This is a genomic window from Microbispora sp. H10836 (assembly GCF_012999525.1).
Lineage (GTDB): Bacteria > Actinomycetota > Actinomycetes > Streptosporangiales > Streptosporangiaceae > Microbispora.
Window position 1 is genome coordinate 76,052 of the sequence record NZ_JABBWU010000019.1, and the last position, 16,912, is coordinate 92,963.

The following is a 16,912-nucleotide window of genomic DNA, read 5'->3' on the forward strand; positions in this document are numbered from 1 at the left end:
CTCATGGAGGACCACGTGAGCTCTCGTCCGGCGGACCTGCTGATCGCGCGGGCCGTACGGCGCGGCGGCCCCTGGCTCGCGGTGCTGACCGCGACGGCGCTGCTGGGCGCCGCGGCCGACCTGCTGCTGCCCGCGGCGCTCGGCCGCGCCGTCGACGCCGTGGTGGGGGTCCCGGCGGAGAGCGGATCGAGGTCCGCGGCCGGGCTCACCGGCCCGCTCGCGGCCGCCGCGCTGCTCGTCGCGCTCGTGGTCGCCTGCGACACGCTGCGCGTGCTCGCGGCCGGCGTGAGCGGCGCGCGGGCCGCCCAGTGGCTGCGCTCCCGGGTCGTGGCCCACACGTTGTCCGCCGGCGCCGGCCTGACCCGCCACCTCACGCCGGGCGAGCTCGTCACCCGGGCCGGGGTGAACGTGGAGGAGGCGGGGCGCACTCCCGAGGCTGTGGTCACTGCCGCCACGCTGATCGTTCCGGCGGCCGGCAGCGTCGTCGCCCTCGCGCTGATCGACCCGTGGCTCGCGGTCACGCTGGTGGCCGGCCTGCTTCTGATCGTGGCCGTGCTGCGCGCGTTCATGCGGAAGACCACGGCGGCCTCAGGCGGGTACCAGCAGGCCCAGGGGGAGATCGCGGCCATGCTCGTCGGCGCCCTCGCCGGGGCCCGCACCATCACCGCGGCCGGGACCGAGGAGCGCGAGGCCGCGCGCGTGCTCGCACCGCTCCCCCGCCTGCGGGCCCACGGCCTGGCCCTGTGGCGGCTGCAGGCACGGGCGGGCGTGCAGGCCGCCGTCGTCGTCCCGCTCCTGGAGATCGCGGTGCTCGCGGTCGGCGGGCTGCGCCTGTCGGCCGGTGGCCTGACCGTCGGAGAGTTGCTCGCCGCCGCGCGTTACGTCGTGCTCGGCGCGGGCCTCGGGTCGGCGCTCGGCTACGCGGCGCGCATCGCCCGCGCCCGGTCGGCCGCCCTGCGGCTGGAGCAGCTGTTCGCCGTGCCGGCGCCCGTGTACGGGGACCGCTCGCTGCCGCCCGGCCCCGGCACCCTGGAACTGCGCGACGTGACCGTACGGGCCGACGGCGTGCGGCTGCTGAGCGGCGTCAGCCTGGTCGTGCCGGGCGGCACGTGCACGGCGGTCGTGGGCCGTTCGGGCTCGGGCAAGTCGTCGCTCGCCGCCGTGGCCGGCCGGCTCGTCGATCCCGAACGCGGCGCCGTCCTGCTGGACGGGGTGCCCCTGCGGGAGATCGGCCGCGAGCCGCTGCGCCGCGCGGTCGGGTACGCGTTCGAGCGGCCCGCGTTGTTCGGCGAGACGCTGGGCGAGGCCGTCGCCTTCGGGCTGGGCGGCCTGGACGCCCCCGGCGAGCGGAGCGCAGACGCCATGCGGAGCGGAAACACCGAGCGGAGCGAAAACGCCGAGCGGAGCGGGGACACCGTGCGGGTGGCCGCGGCGGCCGCCCGGGCCGACGACTTCATCCGGCGGCTGCCGCGCGGCTACGCCACCCCGGTCGGCGAGGCGCCCATGTCGGGGGGCGAGATCCAGCGCGTCGGCCTGGCCCGCGCGTTCGCCCAGGCCGGCCGGCTGCTGATCCTGGACGATGCCATGTCGAGCCTGGACACGGTGACCGAGCGGCAGGTGGCGCGCGCCCTCACCGGGAGCCTGTCCGACCGCACCCGGCTGGTGGTGGCCCACCGGGTGACGACCGCGGCGCAGGCCGACCAGGTCGTGTGGCTGGAGGACGGGCGGGTACGCGCGGCCGGCACGCATGACCGGCTGTGGGAGGACCCCGGCTACCGGGCGGTCTTCCGAGCCGGGGAGGACTCGTGATGAGGCGGCGCGTGCTCGCCGGGAGGGCGCGGAAGGCGGACCCGCGGCAGGCCGGCGTACCCCGAGCCGAAATGCAGGGGGCCGATACGCGACCGACCGGCGCGCGGCGGGTGGTCACGGAGGCGCTGCTGCGCGAGCCCTCCCGGCTGCTGTGGCTGGCCCTGTGGTCGCTGGCGGAGGCGCTGCCCGCGCTGTCCGGCGGGTACGCGATCGCGAGGGCCGTGGACGACGGCTTCGCCGCGGGCCGGCCCGGCTCCGGCCTGATGTGGCTGGGCGTGCTCGCCGCCGCGTGGGCGGTCGCCGCGGTGGCCGCCCGGCAGGTGCTGCTGCTCGTCGCCGGGATCGTCGAGCCCTTCCGCGACGATCTGCTGGAACGCGTGGTGACCGGGGCGCTGCGGGCCGGGCGGGGCGGCGACAGCGCGGCCGTCGCCCGGATGAACCATCAGGTGGAGCTGGCCAGGGACGCCTTCGGCGCGATCATCACGGTGGTCAGGACCTTCGTGTTCACGCTGGCAAGCGTGGCGGTAGGGCTCACGACGCTGGCCCCCCAGGTCGTCCCGCTCGTGCTGGCGCCGGTGGCCCTGGGGCTCGGCCTGTTCCTCGTCTCCCTGCCCGCCCTCGCCCGGCGTCAGCGCGAGTTCATCGTCGCCGACGAAGGTACGGCGGCCGCGGTGGCGGCGATGGCGAGCGGCCTGCGGGACGTGACGGCCTGCGGCGGCGAGGAGCGCGTCGCGGCGAGCGTCGGGCGGGAGGTCTCCCGGCAGGCGAGGGCCGCGCGGGCACTGGCGCGGGTGACGGCGTCGCGGACGCTGTCGCTGGCGGTGGGTGCGTGGCTGCCGGTCGTGCTCCTGCTCGCGGGCGCGCCCTGGCTGGTGCGCCAGGGAGTCACCGGCGGAGTGATCCTCGGCTCGCTGACCTATGTGATGCAGTCGCTCGCCCCCGCGCTCGGGGGCCTCGTGCAGGGCCTCGGCGTCAGCGGCGTCCGCCTGGCCGTCACGCTGGAGCGCATCCTGCACGCCCCCGGCCCGCCCGTCGCGCACGGCGACCGGCGGCCCGACGGGGTCCGCCTGGAGCTGCGCGGGGTGCGCTTCGCCTACGGCACCGCCGGTCAGAAGGCCGCCGAGCCGGTGATCGACGGCCTGGACCTCGTCGTGCCCGAGGGCGACCACCTGGTGGTCGTCGGCCCGAGCGGGATCGGCAAGTCCACGCTGGCGGCGCTCGTCGCCGGCCTGCTGAGCCCGGACGACGGCGAGGTCCTCGTCGGCGGCGTCCAGGCCGCGCGCGTCCATCCGGCCGCCCGCGCGCTGATCCCCCAGGAGGCGTACGTCTTCCCCGGCACCCTGGCGGAGAACCTGACCTACCTCGCGCCGGGGACGCCGGCGGAGCGGGTGGACGAGGCGGTGGCGATGTTCGGGCTGGCGGAGCTCGCGCGGCGCACGGCGGGCGGCCCGCTCGACCCCGCCGAACTGTCGGCGGGCGAGCGGCAGCTCGTCGCGCTGGCCAGGACCTACCTGTCCCCCGCCCGGCTGGTCGTGCTCGACGAGTCGACCTGCCATCTCGACCCGGCGGCGGAGGCTCGGACGGAGGCGGCGTTCGCGGCGCGCGAGGGCACGCTGATCGTCGTGGCGCACCGGATCTCCTCGGCCCTGCGGGCCCGGCGGGTGCTGGTCATGGACGGCACCCGCGTCCTGCTCGGCAGGCACGAGGAGATGGTGGCCGCCTCGCCGCTGTACGCCGACCTGGTCGGCCACTGGGAGGCCCCGGGGCCGCTACCGGCGGGAGCGGTAGCGCAGGATGCCGATGTCGCGCCCGGCCGTGGGCCAGAGCCAGCCGCACTCGGAGGCGATCTGGATCGCCTCGACGCGTGAGCGGGCGCCGACCTTGGTGAGGATGCGGGACAGGTAGTTGCGGACCGTGCCGCGTGACAGCGACAGGCGGTCGGCGATCTCGCCGACGGTCGCGCCGCCGGCGGCGGTCTCCAGGACGTCGAGCTCGCGCGCGGTCAGCGGGTTGGCGTCGGCGTCGAGCGCGGCCACCGCGAGCTCGGGGTCGATGACCCGGTCCCCCTTCGCCACGCGGCGGATGCAGTCCACGAGGTGGCCCGGCGAGGCGTCCTTCACGACGAAGCCGCGCACGTTGGCGTCCAGCGCCTTGCGCAGCGCGGTGGGCGTACCGAGGCCGGTGAGCACGACGGTCTTGCAGGAGGGTAATCGGCGGTGCAGCTCGGCCGCCGCGGTGAGGCCGTCGACACCGGGCATCCCGATGTCGAGCACCGCGACGTCGGGGCGCCGCAGGCAGCCGAGCCGGACGATGTCCTCGCCCTTGTCCGCCTCGGCCACCACCTCGAGGTCGTCCTCGCTCGACAGCAGAGCGACCAGCGCCTTGCGGATGAGGTGCATGTCCTCGGCGAGCATCAGTCGGATCAACCCAGACCCCCCTACACACGGTGCGAGCGGTTGCTCGCCGTTCGTGACCGCGGCGCTCCACTCACTATGCAGGTTTCACGCGCACGCCGGGACCTCTCTACCCCAACTGTCACCTTTAATCAGGAACCGCGTCAGAGAAAAGCCGACGCCCGGCCCCCATACGGGAGCCGGGCGTCGCGAACGGTTTCCTAGTGGCGCCAGACCTTCACGTAGTCGGTCGCCTCGGAGCCCTTGAGACGGCGGTTGCCGTCGAACCGCACCGCCCAGGTGCCGGACCGCCAGGCCCGGACACTGGCGGCGAAGTCGCCGTCGCCGTCGGTCTCGATGGTGTCCACGTACTGCCAGCGGCCGGAGCCCGAGGGCTGGAAGTAGACCTTCAGGTCCTGCGAGCCCAGCCAGCGCCAGTCGTTCCAGTAGTTGCGGCTGTCGGAGCAGTAGCGGTCGCCGCCGCGACGGCCGGAGAAGTCGTTCCAGTCGTCGTAGTACCAGTCACCCCAGCACTTCGCGACCTGCAGCGTGCCCTTGAGGGTCAGCGAGCGGCCCTTGCGGACCGGCTCGGGCGTGGCGTCGAAGCCGGCGATGCGGGTCGCCTTCGGGCCCGACGGGCGCGGCGCGTGCCACTCGTTGCGCTTCACCGTGAAGGTGCGGTCGGCGGTGTACTTCTTGCCGTCGAGGCCGATCGCCTCCACGTGCACCTTGTAGGTGCCGGTGCGGTCGCTCCAGTCGAAGCGCCACGACCGCGACGCGCGGTCGAACTTCGGACCGTCGTTCGGGCCGCCCTTGCGCTTGCCGAACCAGTGGTCGCCGCCGTGGTCGCTGCGGCCCCTCGGACCCCACAGGTCGATGTCGACGCTCTTGACGTCCTTGGTCGTGACCCGGGCGGTGACCTGGGCCGACCGGCCCCTGTTCACCACGACCACGTTCGGGTCGACGTCGACCGACACGATGCGCGGGTCCGGCGTGTACGGCTTGCGGGCGTTGTCCGCAGGAGTGGAGTCCGATGTGGGCGTCGGCGAAGGCGCGACAGGGTCCGCGTACGCGGGCGCAGTCGCGAGCGCCGTGGCGCCCATGGCGACCGCTACCAGGGCGGTAGCGACTCGTTTCTCCATGAGGCTGAATCCTCTCCCCGTTTCAGGATCGCGCCCCGGTTTGGGGCGCACCTACGTCATAGACGTCACAAGGAGGAGAAAAGTTGCCTCACTCTTAGGATTAAAATATTACAAAACAGTAACTGTCCTTTTTGCCGGATTTATGAGCTTATAGGTCATAAATCGGCCTTTATGCCTCACGCTGTGGACTTGCGTCGGCGGCATATCTGGACGTACCGGCATATTCGGCACGCCATGTGCCCTCTCCGTCCGCTCGGACCCGGGCGCTGAACCAGCCGTCCCTCCGGGTGACCGCCTCCCCGACGGTCCTCCAGCGGGGCGACCCGGCGGGCCGGAAGCGGATTTCGACCCGCTGCCCCGCGAAGGGCCGGTAGTCGACCTTCCCGATCGGATCCACCCGCAGCAGCGTCCCGGTGACCCGCACGGCGTCCCCGTCGCGCACCGCCTTGAGTCCGTCGATCTCGGTCGCCCGGCGCAGGTTGAAGCCCGCCCGGGCGACGGCCCGCTCGCCCCGCGCATTCACCGCAGTCGCGGTGACCGTCCATGGGCCGCTCCGATACCACCGCGACAACGGCTTGTCCGGGAGGAACCGCCAGGTCTCCCACTCCCCCGACGACGCCGGGGAGACGCGCCAGGCCGACCGCCCGCCCGCGGGCGACACGCCCACCATTCCGGGCATCGCGGACGCCAGCCCGCCCAGGCCCGGCAGGGGACCGACAGCGGGCACCGGCGCGGGCACGGCGGGAGCCGGGAAGCCCGGATCCGGGGAGGCGGACGGCACCGGCACGGCGTCGCCCGACGGCGGCGAGGGGGACACGTCCGGTTCGGGCTCCGTGCCGGGCTCGTCGTCTCCCGAGGGGGCGCGGCCGGGTTCCAGGACGACGGAGACGCGCTCCGCGCCGCGCGCCACCACGTCGACGACCAGCCGCACCGACCCGCTGGGGCCGACCACCGGATCGGACGGGCGCACCTCGACCGAGCGGATGGCCAGGTCACCGGGGGCGGGGGCCGGCGCGGCCGCCGCCGTCGTCGCGGCCGCGAGGGCCAGCGTCGCGAACAGAGGTCTCATCATGCCCCGTGACCGTACGCACGACCGGGGGCCGCCCCGCCCCCGACACACTCCCGGCCAGGTAAAAAGCCGGCCCGTAAAACTCGGTCCGGTCGTGCGGCCCGGTGGGAACCTCCCCGCGCTCAGCCGGTCGCGTACAGCTCCTCGATCACGCCGGCGTACCGCGCGTGGACGACCCGGCGCTTGAGCTTGAGGCTGGGGGTGAGCTCCTCGGTCTCGGCGGTCCACTCGGCGGGCAGCAGCCGCCACCTCTTGATCTGCTGCACCCGGGCGAGCCTGAGGTTGGCGGCCTCGACGGCCGCCTCGACCTCGGCGAGCACGTCCGGATGCCCGGCCAGGTCGGCCAGGGACTCGAAGGGGATGCCGCGCGCCCGCGCCCACTCGGGCGCGACCTCGCCGTCCAGGGTGAGGATCGCCACCGGGTACGGCCGGCGGTCCCCGTACGCGAGGGCCTGCCCGATGAGCGGGTGCTCCTTCAGGCGGCCCTCGATGACGGCCGGGGACACGTTCTCCCCGCCCGAGGTGATGAACAGTTCCTTCTTGCGGTCGACGATGCGCACGAAGCCGTCGTCGTCGATCGACCCCACGTCGCCGGTGTGCAGCCAGCCGTCGGTGTCGAGGAGCTCGGCGGTCGCCTCGGGGAGACCGAGGTAGCCCCGCGTGTTGAGCGGGCTGCGGGTGAGGATCTCGCCGTCCTCGGCGATCCGCACCTCGACGCCCGGCTCGGCCCGGCCCACCGTGCCGAGCTTGAAGACGTCCGGCGAGTTGGCGGTGAACGCGCCGGTCGTCTCGGTCATGCCGTACACGTCGATGACCTTCAGGCCGAGGCCGGCGAGGAACCGCTGCACCTCGATCGGCATCGGCGCGGCGGCGGTGGCGCACCAGCGGGCCTGGTCGAGCCCGATCATGCCGCGGATGAGCGACAGCAGCGCCGCGTCGGCCCGCTCGTACGCCTCCCGCACCTCGGGCGTGACCGTGTGGCCGTACTGCAGCCCCTCGATGTAGGCGAGCCCGGCGGCCATCGCGGCGCGCACGTTCTCCTGCTGCTCGGGCGGCTGGCCGGCCAGCAGCGCCTGCAGCCGGGCCGTCAGCTTCTCCCAGACGCGGGGGACGCCGAAGAACAGCACCGGGCGCACCTGGCCGAGCGTCGCGCCGAGGTTCGCCATGTCGGTGCAGAAGTACACGTGGTTGACCTTGACCAGCGGCAGGTACAGGCTGAGCACCCGCTCGGCGATGTGCGCGTAGGTGAGGTAGGAGATCTGCGTGCCGTGCATGGGCAGGTCGATCATCCGCTGCGTCGCGGTGAGTTCGAACAGCACGTTCGCGTGGGTCAGCGGGACGCCCTTGGGATTGCCCGTCGTCCCCGAGGTGTAGAGGACGCTCAGCGTGTCCTCCGGGGTCACCGCGCGCCAGCGCGCGTCCACCGCGGCCGGGTCGGCGGCCAGCGCGTCGGCGCCGATCTTAAGGAACGCCTCCCAGCTCAGGAAGCGCTCGTCGCCGGAGGGCGCGCCCTCCAGCATGACGATCCTCGTCAGCGCGGGCAGCTCGCCGAGGATCGGCTCCCAGCGGGCCAGGTCGGCGGGGCCGCCGAGCACCGCGATCCGCGCCCCGACGTCGCGGGCGACGTACGCGACCTGCTCGGGGGCGAAGGTGGCGTAGACGGAGCAGGGGACGGCTCCCGCGTGGACGGCGCCGAGGTCGGCGAGCACGTGCTCGCTGCGGTTGACCAGCATCAGCGCGACGGCGTCGCCGGGCCGCAGGCCCAGCGCGGCGTAGCCCGCGGCGATCTCCAGCACACGCCCGTGCGCCTCGGCGTAGGTCAGCGTCGTCCACTCGTCTCCGGCGGGATCGGAGTAGGCCGGCGAGTCCGGATGCTCCCGCGCGGCCCAGCTGAGCTGCTCGCACACCGTTCTGCCCGCGATCTCCCGCTCGATCGCCGCCCGGTCCTCAAGTACGCCGGTCATCGCGCCTCCCAAGGGGCATCTCGCACGCGTGGCATGCATCGCACCACAAAAGATCAGCCGCGGACAAGACCCCGGTGGCGAGAAGCGCGGCCGGATGTGATATGCGAGGCAATCTTAATCGGACAAATAAGACATCAAGGCAGGTAAGGTACGAGAACGATGCGTGACCGGGGGGAGAACGCATGGCATCCGGAAGATCGGGTCCGCCGGTGGGAGAGCGGACCTTCTTCGGCCATCCACGGGGGCTGGCCACGCTGTTCGGCACGGAGATGTGGGAGCGCTTCAGCTACTACGGCATGCGCGCCGTCCTCGTGCTGTTCCTGACGGCGCCCGTCGCGCGCGGCGGCATGGGCCTGCCCGAGACGACCGCCGTCGGCGTCTACGGCGTCTACATCGCCTCGGTCTACCTGCTCGCCCTCGTGGGCGGATGGCTGGCCGACCGGCTGCTCGGCGCGCGCAGGACCGTGCTGGCCGGCGCCCTGATCATCATGGGCGGCCACGTCAGCATGGCGATGCCCATGGCCGGGGGGTTCGTCTGGCTCGGCCTCGTGCTGATCGCGCTGGGCAGCGGGCTGCTCAAGCCGAACATGTCGGCGCTGGTGGGCGAGCTGTACCGGCACGAGGACGACGCCCGGCGCGACTCCGGCTACACGATCTTCTACATGGGCATCAACCTGGGCGCCTTCCTCGGCATCATGGTCGTGCCCTGGCTCCAGACGGGCGGCCGCTGGCACCTCGCCTTCGGGGCGGCGGCGGTCGGCATGGCCATCGGCCTGGCGCAGTACATCAGGGGGCGGGCGACCCTGTGCGGCGCCGGCGAGGAGCCGGACCACCGGCTCACACCCGAGGAGCAGCGGCGCTTCAAGCTCGTCGCGGGCGTCGGGCTCGCCGCCGGATCGGCCGCGCTGTCCCTGTGGGCGCTCAGCGGCACGCTGACCGTGGACCGTTTCGCCCTCGTGCTCACGGTCGTCACGGCGGTCGTACCGGTCGCGTACTTCGCCTTCCTGTTCTCCTCCCACGAGGTCACCGCGGAGGAGCGCGCCGGGCTGCGTGCCTACGTGTGGCTGTTCCTCGCCGCCGCGATGTTCTGGCTCGTCTACGACCAGGCCGGCAGCGCGCTGCTGCTGTTCGCCAAGCACGACACCGACCTGAACGTGCTCGGCTTCACGATCCCGCCGGGCTGGGTGGGCAACGTCAACTCGCTCGCGATCATCCTCGTCGCCCCCCTCTTCGCGCAGATGTTCCTCAAGGCCGGCACCCGGATCAGCACGCCGCTCAAGTTCGCGGTCGGCCTGGTGCTCGTCGGGCTGAGCTTCGTCGTCATGTCGGTCGCCGCGGGCATCGCCTCGGGCGGCGTGAAGGTCTCGGTCATGTGGCTGCTGTCGGTCTACCTCATCCAGACCGTCGGTGAGCTGTTCCTCAGCCCGGCCGGGCTGTCGGTCACCAACAAGCTCGCCCCCCGGGCGTTCGAGAACCAGCTCATGGGCCTGTGGTTCCTCTCCATGGCCCTCGGCGACTCCGTCGGCGGCCAGGCCTACCGGCTGACCAAGGTCGTGCCGATGCCCGCGTACTACCTCACCCTCGCGCTCGCCGCGATCGCGGCGGGGCTCGTCATGCTGGTGTTCGTCCGCAAGCTCCGCGTGCTGATGGCCGAGCACGACCACATGCCGCCCGTGCCCGCGCCCAGCTGAAGACCGGTCAGCGGATCGGTCAGAGGATCGGCGTGAGCGGCTCGCGCGGCCGGTAGCCGGCGGGATCGCGGGCGATGCGGCGCACCGCCTCCTCCAGCACGGCCGGCGGCTGCGTGAACGGCAGCCGCAGATACCGCTCCAGCGCGCCGTCCACGCCGAACCACGGTCCCGGGGCCAGCCGCACGCCCCGGGCGGCGGCGGCCGCGGCGACCGCGTCCGCCACCGGCCCGTCCAGCCGCACCCACAGCGAGCCTCCGCCGCGCGGCACCGTGAACGCCCAGCCCGGCAGCTCCTCGCGCAGGACCGCGGCGAGCGCCGCGCACGACGCGCCGAGCCCACGGCGGCGCTCGGCGCGCGCCTCCTCGATCCGCTCGAACAGGCGCGCCACCACGAGCTGCTCGAACACCCCGCCCGCGATGTCGACGGCGGCGCGGAGCCTGGCCAGGCGGCGCACCGTCGCGGCGCTCCCCCGGATCCAGCCGACCCGCAGGCCGCCCCACCACAGCTTCGAGGCCGACCCCACGCTGATCACCCGGCCGTCGGTGTCGAACGCGGCCAGCGGCGCCGCGCGGGCCGTGTCGTCCAGCGCGATCTCGGCCCAGCTCTCGTCGGCGATCAGCGTGACCCCGTGCCGGCGGGCCGCGTCCACCAGCGCGCCGCGATCGGCGTCGGACATCAGGTGTCCTGTCGGGTTCTGGAAGTCGGGGATGACGTAGGCGAGGCGGGCCGCCGACTGCCGCATCGCACAGCTCACCAGGTCGAGATGCCAGCCGTCCTCCTGGACGCCCACCGGAACCAGGCGGGCTCCCCGCAGCCGCGCCGCGTCGATCGCGTGCGGGTAGGTCGGCGACTCGACCAGCACCGGGCCGCCCGGCTCGGCGAACGCGGACATCAGCAGGTGGACGGCATGCTGGGCCCCGGCTGTGACGAGGATCTGCTCGGGCCGGGTGGGCAGCCCCCGCTCGCCGTACCTGCGGGCGATCGCCTCCCGCAGCGGCGCGAGCCCGGCCGGGTGGTAGCCCATGCCCAGCGCGTACCGGTGGTAGGCCCGGCCCGCCTCCTCCAGGGCCTCGCCGAGCAGGGCGGTCGCCGGGGGCGCGGCCGCGTGCAGCGGCAGCAGCCCGTCGTCGTCGGACGCGAGCCACGGGTTGTCGGTCCCGAGCGCACCGGCGTCGGGCAGGGCCGTGCGGCTGCCGGATCCCTGCCTGCTCTCCAGGTAGCCCTGCTCGCGCAGCCGGTCGTACGCCGCGGTCACGGTGGTGCGGCTCACGCACAGCGCCTCGGCCAGGTGCCGCTCGGCCGGCACGCGCACTCCGACGGCGAGCCGCCCGTCGAGGACCAGGCCGCGCACCGCCTCCGCGAGCGCCCGGTAGTAGGGCCGGGCGTCGGACGGCACCCGGACGAGCCGGGCGAGCTGGGGAGCGCTGAGATACCGATCCATGAAGGCCAATTTCTCTGATTGGCCCTTTCCTCGCAACCCCGCCGGCCTGCACGATGGGTCGACTATGACCGAACTCTCCACCTCCCCCACCCCCGCTCGCTCCCGCTTGTCCCTCCCCCGCCCCCGCTCGCTCCCGCTGCGGCTCGTCCGCCTCTACGCCGGCCTCGTGCTCTACGGCGGAGGCATCGCGCTGCTCGTCAGGTCCGGGCTCGGCCTCGACCCCTGGGAGGTCTTCCACCAGGGCATGTCGGTGCGCACCGGGTGGTCGATCGGCCTGTGCATCAACTTGGTGGGCGCGCTGGTGCTGCTGCTGTGGATCCCCCTGCGGCAGCGGCCCGGCCTCGGCACGATCAGCAACGTCCTGGTGGTCGGCACCAGCGCCGACGGCGTGATGGCTCTGGTCCCCGCGCCGGCGGCCTGGCCGGTGCAGTGGGCCTTCCTCCTGGGCGGCATCCTCGCCATCGCCGCCGCCTCCGGGCTCTACATCCACGCGGGCTTCGGCCCGGGGCCGCGTGACGGCCTGATGACGGGCCTCAACCGGCTCGGCCTGTCGATCCGGGTCGCCCGCACGGTCGTCGAGATCACCGTGCTCGCCGTGGGCTGGCTGCTCGGCGGCACGGTCGGCATCGGCACGGTCGTGTTCGCCCTGACGATCGGCCCGGCGACGCAGGTCTTCATGAAGGTGTGGGCTCCCGCCGGGGACACCGCCCGGCCACCGGGTACGAAGCCTGCATGATGAGGCGAGCGCTGTGGGAGGGCCTGGTCGCCAGGGCGGCCGGGGCGGCCGTGATGACCCACCGCCACGCCGGCGCCGGGCCGCTGCCAAGGGAGGAGGCCCACGCCCGGCGCTGAGGAGACACGCCGTACGGCGCGGGGGGAGGTGAGCGCATGCGGATCGAGGACTACGCGCTGATCGGCGACACGCAGTCGGCCGCCCTGATCGGGCGGAACGGCTCGATCGACTGGCTGTGCCTGCCGCGGTTCGACTCCCCCTCCTGCTTCGCCCGTCTGCTCGGCGACGAGTCCAACGGTTCCTGGCGGCTGGCCGCCGCGGGACGGGACACGGCCGCCCGGCGCGCGTATCTCGAGGACTCACTCGTGCTGGAGACCGTCTGGGAGACGCCCACGGGGACGGTCAGGGTGGTCGACTTCATGCCGGTCCGTTCCGGCAACCCCGACCTGGTCCGCGTGGTGGAGGGCCTGTCGGGGGTCGTGGAGATGACGACGGAGATCCGCATCCGCTTCGACTACGGGCGGATCGTGCCGTGGGTACGCCGGACGGGCGCCCATCTGCACGCCGTCGGCGGCCCCGACTCGGTCTGGATCCACTCGCCCATCCCGCTGCACGGCGGCGACTACCGGCACGAGGCGACGTTCACCGTCGCCGCCGGGGAGCGGCTGCCGTTCGTGTTCACCTGGCACCCCTCCCACCAGCCGCAGCCCCCGGCCATCGACCCCCTCGCCGAGCTCGGCCTGACCGTCGACGCGTGGCGGCACTGGGTCTCCCGGTGCGGCTACCGGGGTCCGTGGCGCGACGCCGTGGTCCGCTCGCTCATCACGCTCAAGGCGCTGACCTACAGCCCGACCGGCGGCATCGTCGCGGCGCCGACCACGTCGCTGCCCGAGCACCTGGGCGGCGTGCGCAACTGGGACTACCGCTACTGCTGGCTGCGCGACGCGGCGATGACCCTCGACGCGCTCCTGCGGGCCGGATACGTCGAGGAGGCGGACGCCTGGCGTTCCTGGCTGCTGCGCGCCATCGCGGGCCGCCCCGAGGACGTACAGGTCCTGTACGGCGTGGCCGGCGAGCGCCGGCTGCCGGAGATGACGCTCGACTGGCTGCCCGGCTACGAGAACTCGGCGCCCGTGCGGATCGGCAACGGCGCGGCGAACCAGCTGCAGCTCGACATCTACGGGGAGTTCGTCGACGCCCTCTACCGGGCGCGCAAGCAGGGCATGGGGCCCGACGACCACGCCTGGGCCCTGGTCACGAAGATCATGGAGTTCTTCGAGCACAACTGGGACCAGCCCGACGAGGGACTGTGGGAGGTACGCGGCCCCCGCCGCCACTTCGTCCACTCGAAGGTCATGGCCTGGGTCGCGGCCGACCGCATGGTCCGCATCATCGAGGAGCTGGGCCGGCACGGCGACGTGGAGCGCTGGCGCGCGCTGCGCGACCGCATCCACGCCGAAGTCTGCGACAAAGGCTACGACCCCGAACGCAACACCTTCACCCAGTCCTACGGCTCACACGAACTGGACGCCGCCCTCCTGCAGATCCCCATCGTCGGCTTCCTCCCCCCCGACGACCCCCGCGTCACCGGCACCATCACCGCCGTCGAACGCGAACTCATGACCGACGGCTTCGTCCTGCGCTACCCAATCGCCGAAGACAACCCCGTCGACGGCCTACCAGGCGGCGAAGGCGCCTTCCTCGCCTGCAGCTTCTGGCTCGCCGAAGCCCGCGCCCTCACCGGCCGCCACGACGACGCCGTCCAACTCTTCGAACGCCTCATCCACCTCGCCAACGACGTCGGCCTCCTCGCCGAGGAATACGACCCCAGAACAGGCCGCCAACTCGGCAACTTCCCCCAAGCCTTCACCCACATCCACCTGATCCACACCGCCCAGGCGCTGAGCGGCACGAACAGGATCATGGCGGGCCGAGCCGGTTCCTGACGGGGTCCGCGACGGCCCCGCCGTCTCCCGGTCACGGATGAGAAGAACCGCATCCGCGGGTAGCGTGACGGCATGCGGATCGAGGACTACGCCCTCGTGGGCGACATGCAGTCGGCCGCCCTGATCGGGCGGAACGGCTCGATCGACTGGCTGTGCCTGCCGCGTTTCGACTCCCCCTCCTGCTTCACCCGCCTGCTCGGCGACGAGTCCAACGGCTTCTGGCGCCTGGCCCCCGTGGGACACGAGCAGGCCACACGCCGCGCGTACGTCGAGGACACGCTGATCCTGGAGACCTTCTGGGAGACGCCCACGGGCGTGGTCAAGGTGATCGACTTCATGCCGCCCCGGCACGCCAACCCCGACCTCGTACGCGTGGTGGAGGGCCTGTCCGGGACCGTGGAGATGACGACGGAGATCCGCATCCGCTTCGACTACGGCCGCATCGTCCCCTGGGTGCGGCGCGCCGACGGGCACCTGCACGCCGTCGGCGGTCCCGACTCGGTCTGGATCCACTCCCCCATCCATCTGCGCGGAAGCGACTACCGGCACGAGGCGACGTTCACCGTCGCCGCCGGGGAGCGGGTGCCGTTCGTGTTCACCTGGCATCCCTCCCACCAGCCGGAGCCGGAGCGGATCGACCCGCTGGAGCAGCTCACCGAGACCAGGCTCCTGTGGGAGGAGTGGGTCTCCCGGTGCGGCCACCAGGGTCCGTGGCGCGACGCCGTGGTCCGCTCGCTCATCACGCTCAAGGCGCTGACCTACAGCCCGACCGGCGGCATCGTGGCCGCGCCGACCACGTCGCTGCCCGAGCACCTGGGCGGCGTGCGCAACTGGGACTACCGCTACTGCTGGCTGCGCGACGCGGCGATGACCCTCGACGCGCTGACCGGTTCCGGGTACGTCGAGGAGGCGGACGCCTGGCGTTCCTGGCTGCTGCGCGCCATCGCGGGCCGCCCCGAGGACGTACAGGTCCTGTACGGCGTGGCCGGCGAGCGCCGGCTGCCGGAGATGACGCTCGACTGGCTGCCCGGCTACGAGAACTCGGCGCCCGTGCGGATCGGCAACGGCGCGGCGAACCAGCTGCAGCTCGACATCTACGGGGAGTTCGTCGACGCCCTCTACCGGGCGCGCAAGCAGGGCATGGGGCCCGACGACCACGCCTGGGCCCTGGTCACGAAGATCATGGAGTTCTTCGAGCACAACTGGGACCAGCCCGACGAGGGACTGTGGGAGGTACGCGGCCCCCGCCGCCACTTCGTCCACTCGAAGGTCATGGCCTGGGTCGCGGCCGACCGCATGGTCCGCATCATCGAGGAGCTGGGCCGGCACGGCGACGTGGAGCGCTGGCGCGCGCTGCGCGACCGCATCCACGCCGAAGTCTGCGACAAAGGCTACGACCCCGAACGCAACACCTTCACCCAGTCCTACGGCTCACACGAACTGGACGCCGCCCTCCTGCAGATCCCCATCGTCGGCTTCCTCCCCCCCGACGACCCCCGCGTCACCGGCACCATCACCGCCGTCGAACGCGAACTCATGACCGACGGCTTCGTCCTGCGCTACCCAATCGCCGAAGACAACCCCGTCGACGGCCTACCAGGCGGCGAAGGCGCCTTCCTCGCCTGCAGCTTCTGGCTCGCCGAAGCCCGCGCCCTCACCGGCCGCCACGACGACGCCGTCCAACTCTTCGAACGCCTCATCCACCTCGCCAACGACGTCGGCCTCCTCGCCGAGGAATACGACCCCAGAACAGGCCGCCAACTCGGCAACTTCCCCCAAGCCTTCACCCACATCCACCTGATCCGCACCGCTATGGCCCTCAGCCGCTGACCGCTGCGCGGTAGCCCAGACTCCTTGCGCAGGCACGGAATCCGAGCGACCGGTACAGCCGGGCGGGCACCGGGTAGGCGTCGTCGCCACGTGGGCTGACCACCGCCCGCCGTGCACCCGCCCGCCGCGCCGCGTGCAGCGCGGCCAGGCAGACGGCACGCGCGAGGCCACGCCGCCGGTGACCCGGCACGGTGCCCGCCGGTTCGATCCGGGCGGCTTGGTTGACCTCGTCCAGCCAGACCAGGCAGAACGCGGCGGCGCTCCCGTCCGGCGCCTCGGCGATCCAGTCCAGATCCGGCCGGTACGGCCAGGCCCGCCGTACCGCCTGGTAGCTCTCCTCCGTCACCCGCGACGGATGGAACGCCGCGCGATGCGCCGCGACACGGGCGGCGACGTCACCGTCGCCCACCGCACGCAGGCGGTATCCGGCGGGCGGGATCGGCTCGGGCAGGCCGTGATCCAGGTCCATGACCATGTGCAGGAAGAAGGGCCCCTCGTCCGTACGCCGATAGCCGTGCCGGCCGAGCGCGGGGAACAGGTGCGTCTCCGCGCTGGAGACCGTGACCGTACGGGCCGGGTCCGGCACCTGCGCGGCGAACCAGTCCAGGACCTCGTCGGCCAGGAGGACCTGCGCGGGATCGGCCAGCAGGTTCAGCTGCCCGGAATCGGCCCATCCCCAGGCCGCGGTCCCGCAGTCCACGTCCCAGAGCATGGCGGGCCACTCGTGTTCCGCGCCCGGGTGCTGGAAGCGTTCCCACGCCAGATCGCCGACGTGCCAGGTCGCCCCGGGCGTCCACAGCCGCTCGGCGAGATCCTGCATCTCCCGCAAATCCTCGGCTCCGGCGTACGGCCTGCGGCCGAAGGGCACGGTCGTCATGCCGGCCAGTCTCACCC

12 protein-coding genes are annotated in these 16,912 nt (G+C 73.1%); 6 read left to right on the forward strand and 6 right to left on the reverse strand.

Annotated elements, in window-relative coordinates; translation table 11 throughout:
- Positions 1-15: 15 nt before the first annotated feature.
- Together HHX30_RS29865 and HHX30_RS29870 are read left to right on the forward strand one after the other, a co-directional pair.
- Positions 16-1,809 (forward strand): ABC transporter ATP-binding protein, encoded by a 1,794-nt coding sequence (locus HHX30_RS29865; protein WP_311922918.1) that lies wholly within the window; start codon positions 16-18, stop codon positions 1,807-1,809.
- Positions 1,810-1,880: 71 nt separating this feature from the next.
- Positions 1,881-3,677: an ABC transporter ATP-binding protein gene (locus HHX30_RS29870; protein ID WP_169985884.1), complete on the forward strand. Its 1,797-nt coding sequence runs from the start codon at positions 1,881-1,883 to the stop codon at positions 3,675-3,677.
- Here the strand turns inward: HHX30_RS29870 and HHX30_RS29875 are convergent.
- From HHX30_RS29875 to HHX30_RS29890, 4 genes are all read right to left on the reverse strand, one after another.
- Entirely contained in the window at positions 3,579-4,235 is a 657-nt protein-coding gene (locus HHX30_RS29875; RefSeq protein WP_169985886.1) for a DNA-binding response regulator, read from the reverse strand. The genes HHX30_RS29870 and HHX30_RS29875 overlap by 99 nt on opposite strands.
- Before the next feature lie 188 nt (positions 4,236-4,423).
- On the reverse strand, positions 4,424-5,344 hold the full coding sequence (locus tag HHX30_RS29880; protein WP_169985888.1) for a hypothetical protein: 921 nt from the start codon (positions 5,342-5,344) through the stop codon (positions 4,424-4,426).
- Positions 5,345-5,513: 169 nt separating this feature from the next.
- Positions 5,514-6,416: a hypothetical protein gene (locus HHX30_RS29885; RefSeq protein WP_169985890.1), complete on the reverse strand. Its 903-nt coding sequence runs from the start codon at positions 6,414-6,416 to the stop codon at positions 5,514-5,516.
- A 119-nt stretch (positions 6,417-6,535) separates the two neighbouring features.
- The gene (locus HHX30_RS29890; RefSeq protein WP_169985892.1) at positions 6,536-8,377 is read right to left on the reverse strand and encodes a long-chain fatty acid--CoA ligase; all 1,842 of its coding nucleotides are present in this window, start codon (positions 8,375-8,377) and stop codon (positions 6,536-6,538) included.
- A gap of 182 nt (positions 8,378-8,559) precedes the next feature.
- On the opposite strand from HHX30_RS29890, the gene HHX30_RS29895 reads away from it, so the two are divergent.
- Positions 8,560-10,068: a peptide MFS transporter gene (locus HHX30_RS29895; RefSeq protein ID WP_169985894.1), complete on the forward strand. Its 1,509-nt coding sequence runs from the start codon at positions 8,560-8,562 to the stop codon at positions 10,066-10,068.
- A gap of 19 nt (positions 10,069-10,087) precedes the next feature.
- Here the strand turns inward: HHX30_RS29895 and HHX30_RS29900 are convergent, their stop codons facing one another.
- On the reverse strand, positions 10,088-11,509 hold the full coding sequence (locus tag HHX30_RS29900; RefSeq protein ID WP_169985896.1) for a PLP-dependent aminotransferase family protein: 1,422 nt from the start codon (positions 11,507-11,509) through the stop codon (positions 10,088-10,090).
- A gap of 64 nt (positions 11,510-11,573) precedes the next feature.
- Here HHX30_RS29900 and HHX30_RS29905 point away from each other — a divergent pair, with 64 nt between their 5' ends.
- The 3 genes from HHX30_RS29905 (at position 11,574) to HHX30_RS29915 (ending at position 16,018) form a co-directional block, all read left to right on the forward strand.
- Positions 11,574-12,245, forward strand: coding sequence for a YitT family protein (locus HHX30_RS29905; protein WP_169985898.1), 672 nt, complete (start codon positions 11,574-11,576; stop codon positions 12,243-12,245).
- A gap of 152 nt (positions 12,246-12,397) precedes the next feature.
- Positions 12,398-14,188, forward strand: coding sequence for a glycoside hydrolase family 15 protein (locus HHX30_RS29910; RefSeq protein ID WP_169985900.1), 1,791 nt, complete (start codon positions 12,398-12,400; stop codon positions 14,186-14,188).
- A 72-nt stretch (positions 14,189-14,260) separates the two neighbouring features.
- A complete protein-coding gene (locus tag HHX30_RS29915) occupies positions 14,261-16,018 on the forward strand; it encodes a glycoside hydrolase family 15 protein (protein WP_169985902.1) in 1,758 nt (585 codons plus the stop codon).
- Here HHX30_RS29915 and HHX30_RS29920 read toward each other — a convergent pair.
- Complete coding sequence (locus HHX30_RS29920) at positions 16,008-16,895, reverse strand: GNAT family N-acetyltransferase (protein ID WP_169985904.1); 888 nt, start codon at positions 16,893-16,895, stop codon at positions 16,008-16,010. The genes HHX30_RS29915 and HHX30_RS29920 overlap by 11 nt on opposite strands.
- Positions 16,896-16,912: the final 17 nt, after the last annotated feature.

What these genes read in the sequence shown, in the direction of transcription:
- HHX30_RS29920 (WP_169985904.1), bottom strand. Translation starts at nt 16,895, where the DNA reads ATGACGACCGTGCCCTTCGGCCGCAGGCCGTACGCCGGAGCCGAGGAT.
- HHX30_RS29915 (WP_169985902.1), top strand. Translation starts at nt 14,261, where the DNA reads ATGCGGATCGAGGACTACGCCCTCGTGGGCGACATGCAGTCGGCCGCC.
- HHX30_RS29910 (WP_169985900.1), top strand. Translation starts at nt 12,398, where the DNA reads ATGCGGATCGAGGACTACGCGCTGATCGGCGACACGCAGTCGGCCGCC.
- HHX30_RS29905 (WP_169985898.1), top strand. Translation starts at nt 11,574, where the DNA reads ATGACCGAACTCTCCACCTCCCCCACCCCCGCTCGCTCCCGCTTGTCC.
- HHX30_RS29880 (WP_169985888.1), bottom strand. Translation starts at nt 5,344, where the DNA reads ATGGAGAAACGAGTCGCTACCGCCCTGGTAGCGGTCGCCATGGGCGCC.
- HHX30_RS29890 (WP_169985892.1), bottom strand. Translation starts at nt 8,377, where the DNA reads ATGACCGGCGTACTTGAGGACCGGGCGGCGATCGAGCGGGAGATCGCG.
- HHX30_RS29870 (WP_169985884.1), top strand. Translation starts at nt 1,881, where the DNA reads ATGCAGGGGGCCGATACGCGACCGACCGGCGCGCGGCGGGTGGTCACG.
- HHX30_RS29895 (WP_169985894.1), top strand. Translation starts at nt 8,560, where the DNA reads ATGGCATCCGGAAGATCGGGTCCGCCGGTGGGAGAGCGGACCTTCTTC.
- HHX30_RS29900 (WP_169985896.1), bottom strand. Translation starts at nt 11,509, where the DNA reads ATGGATCGGTATCTCAGCGCTCCCCAGCTCGCCCGGCTCGTCCGGGTG.
- HHX30_RS29885 (WP_169985890.1), bottom strand. Translation starts at nt 6,416, where the DNA reads ATGATGAGACCTCTGTTCGCGACGCTGGCCCTCGCGGCCGCGACGACG.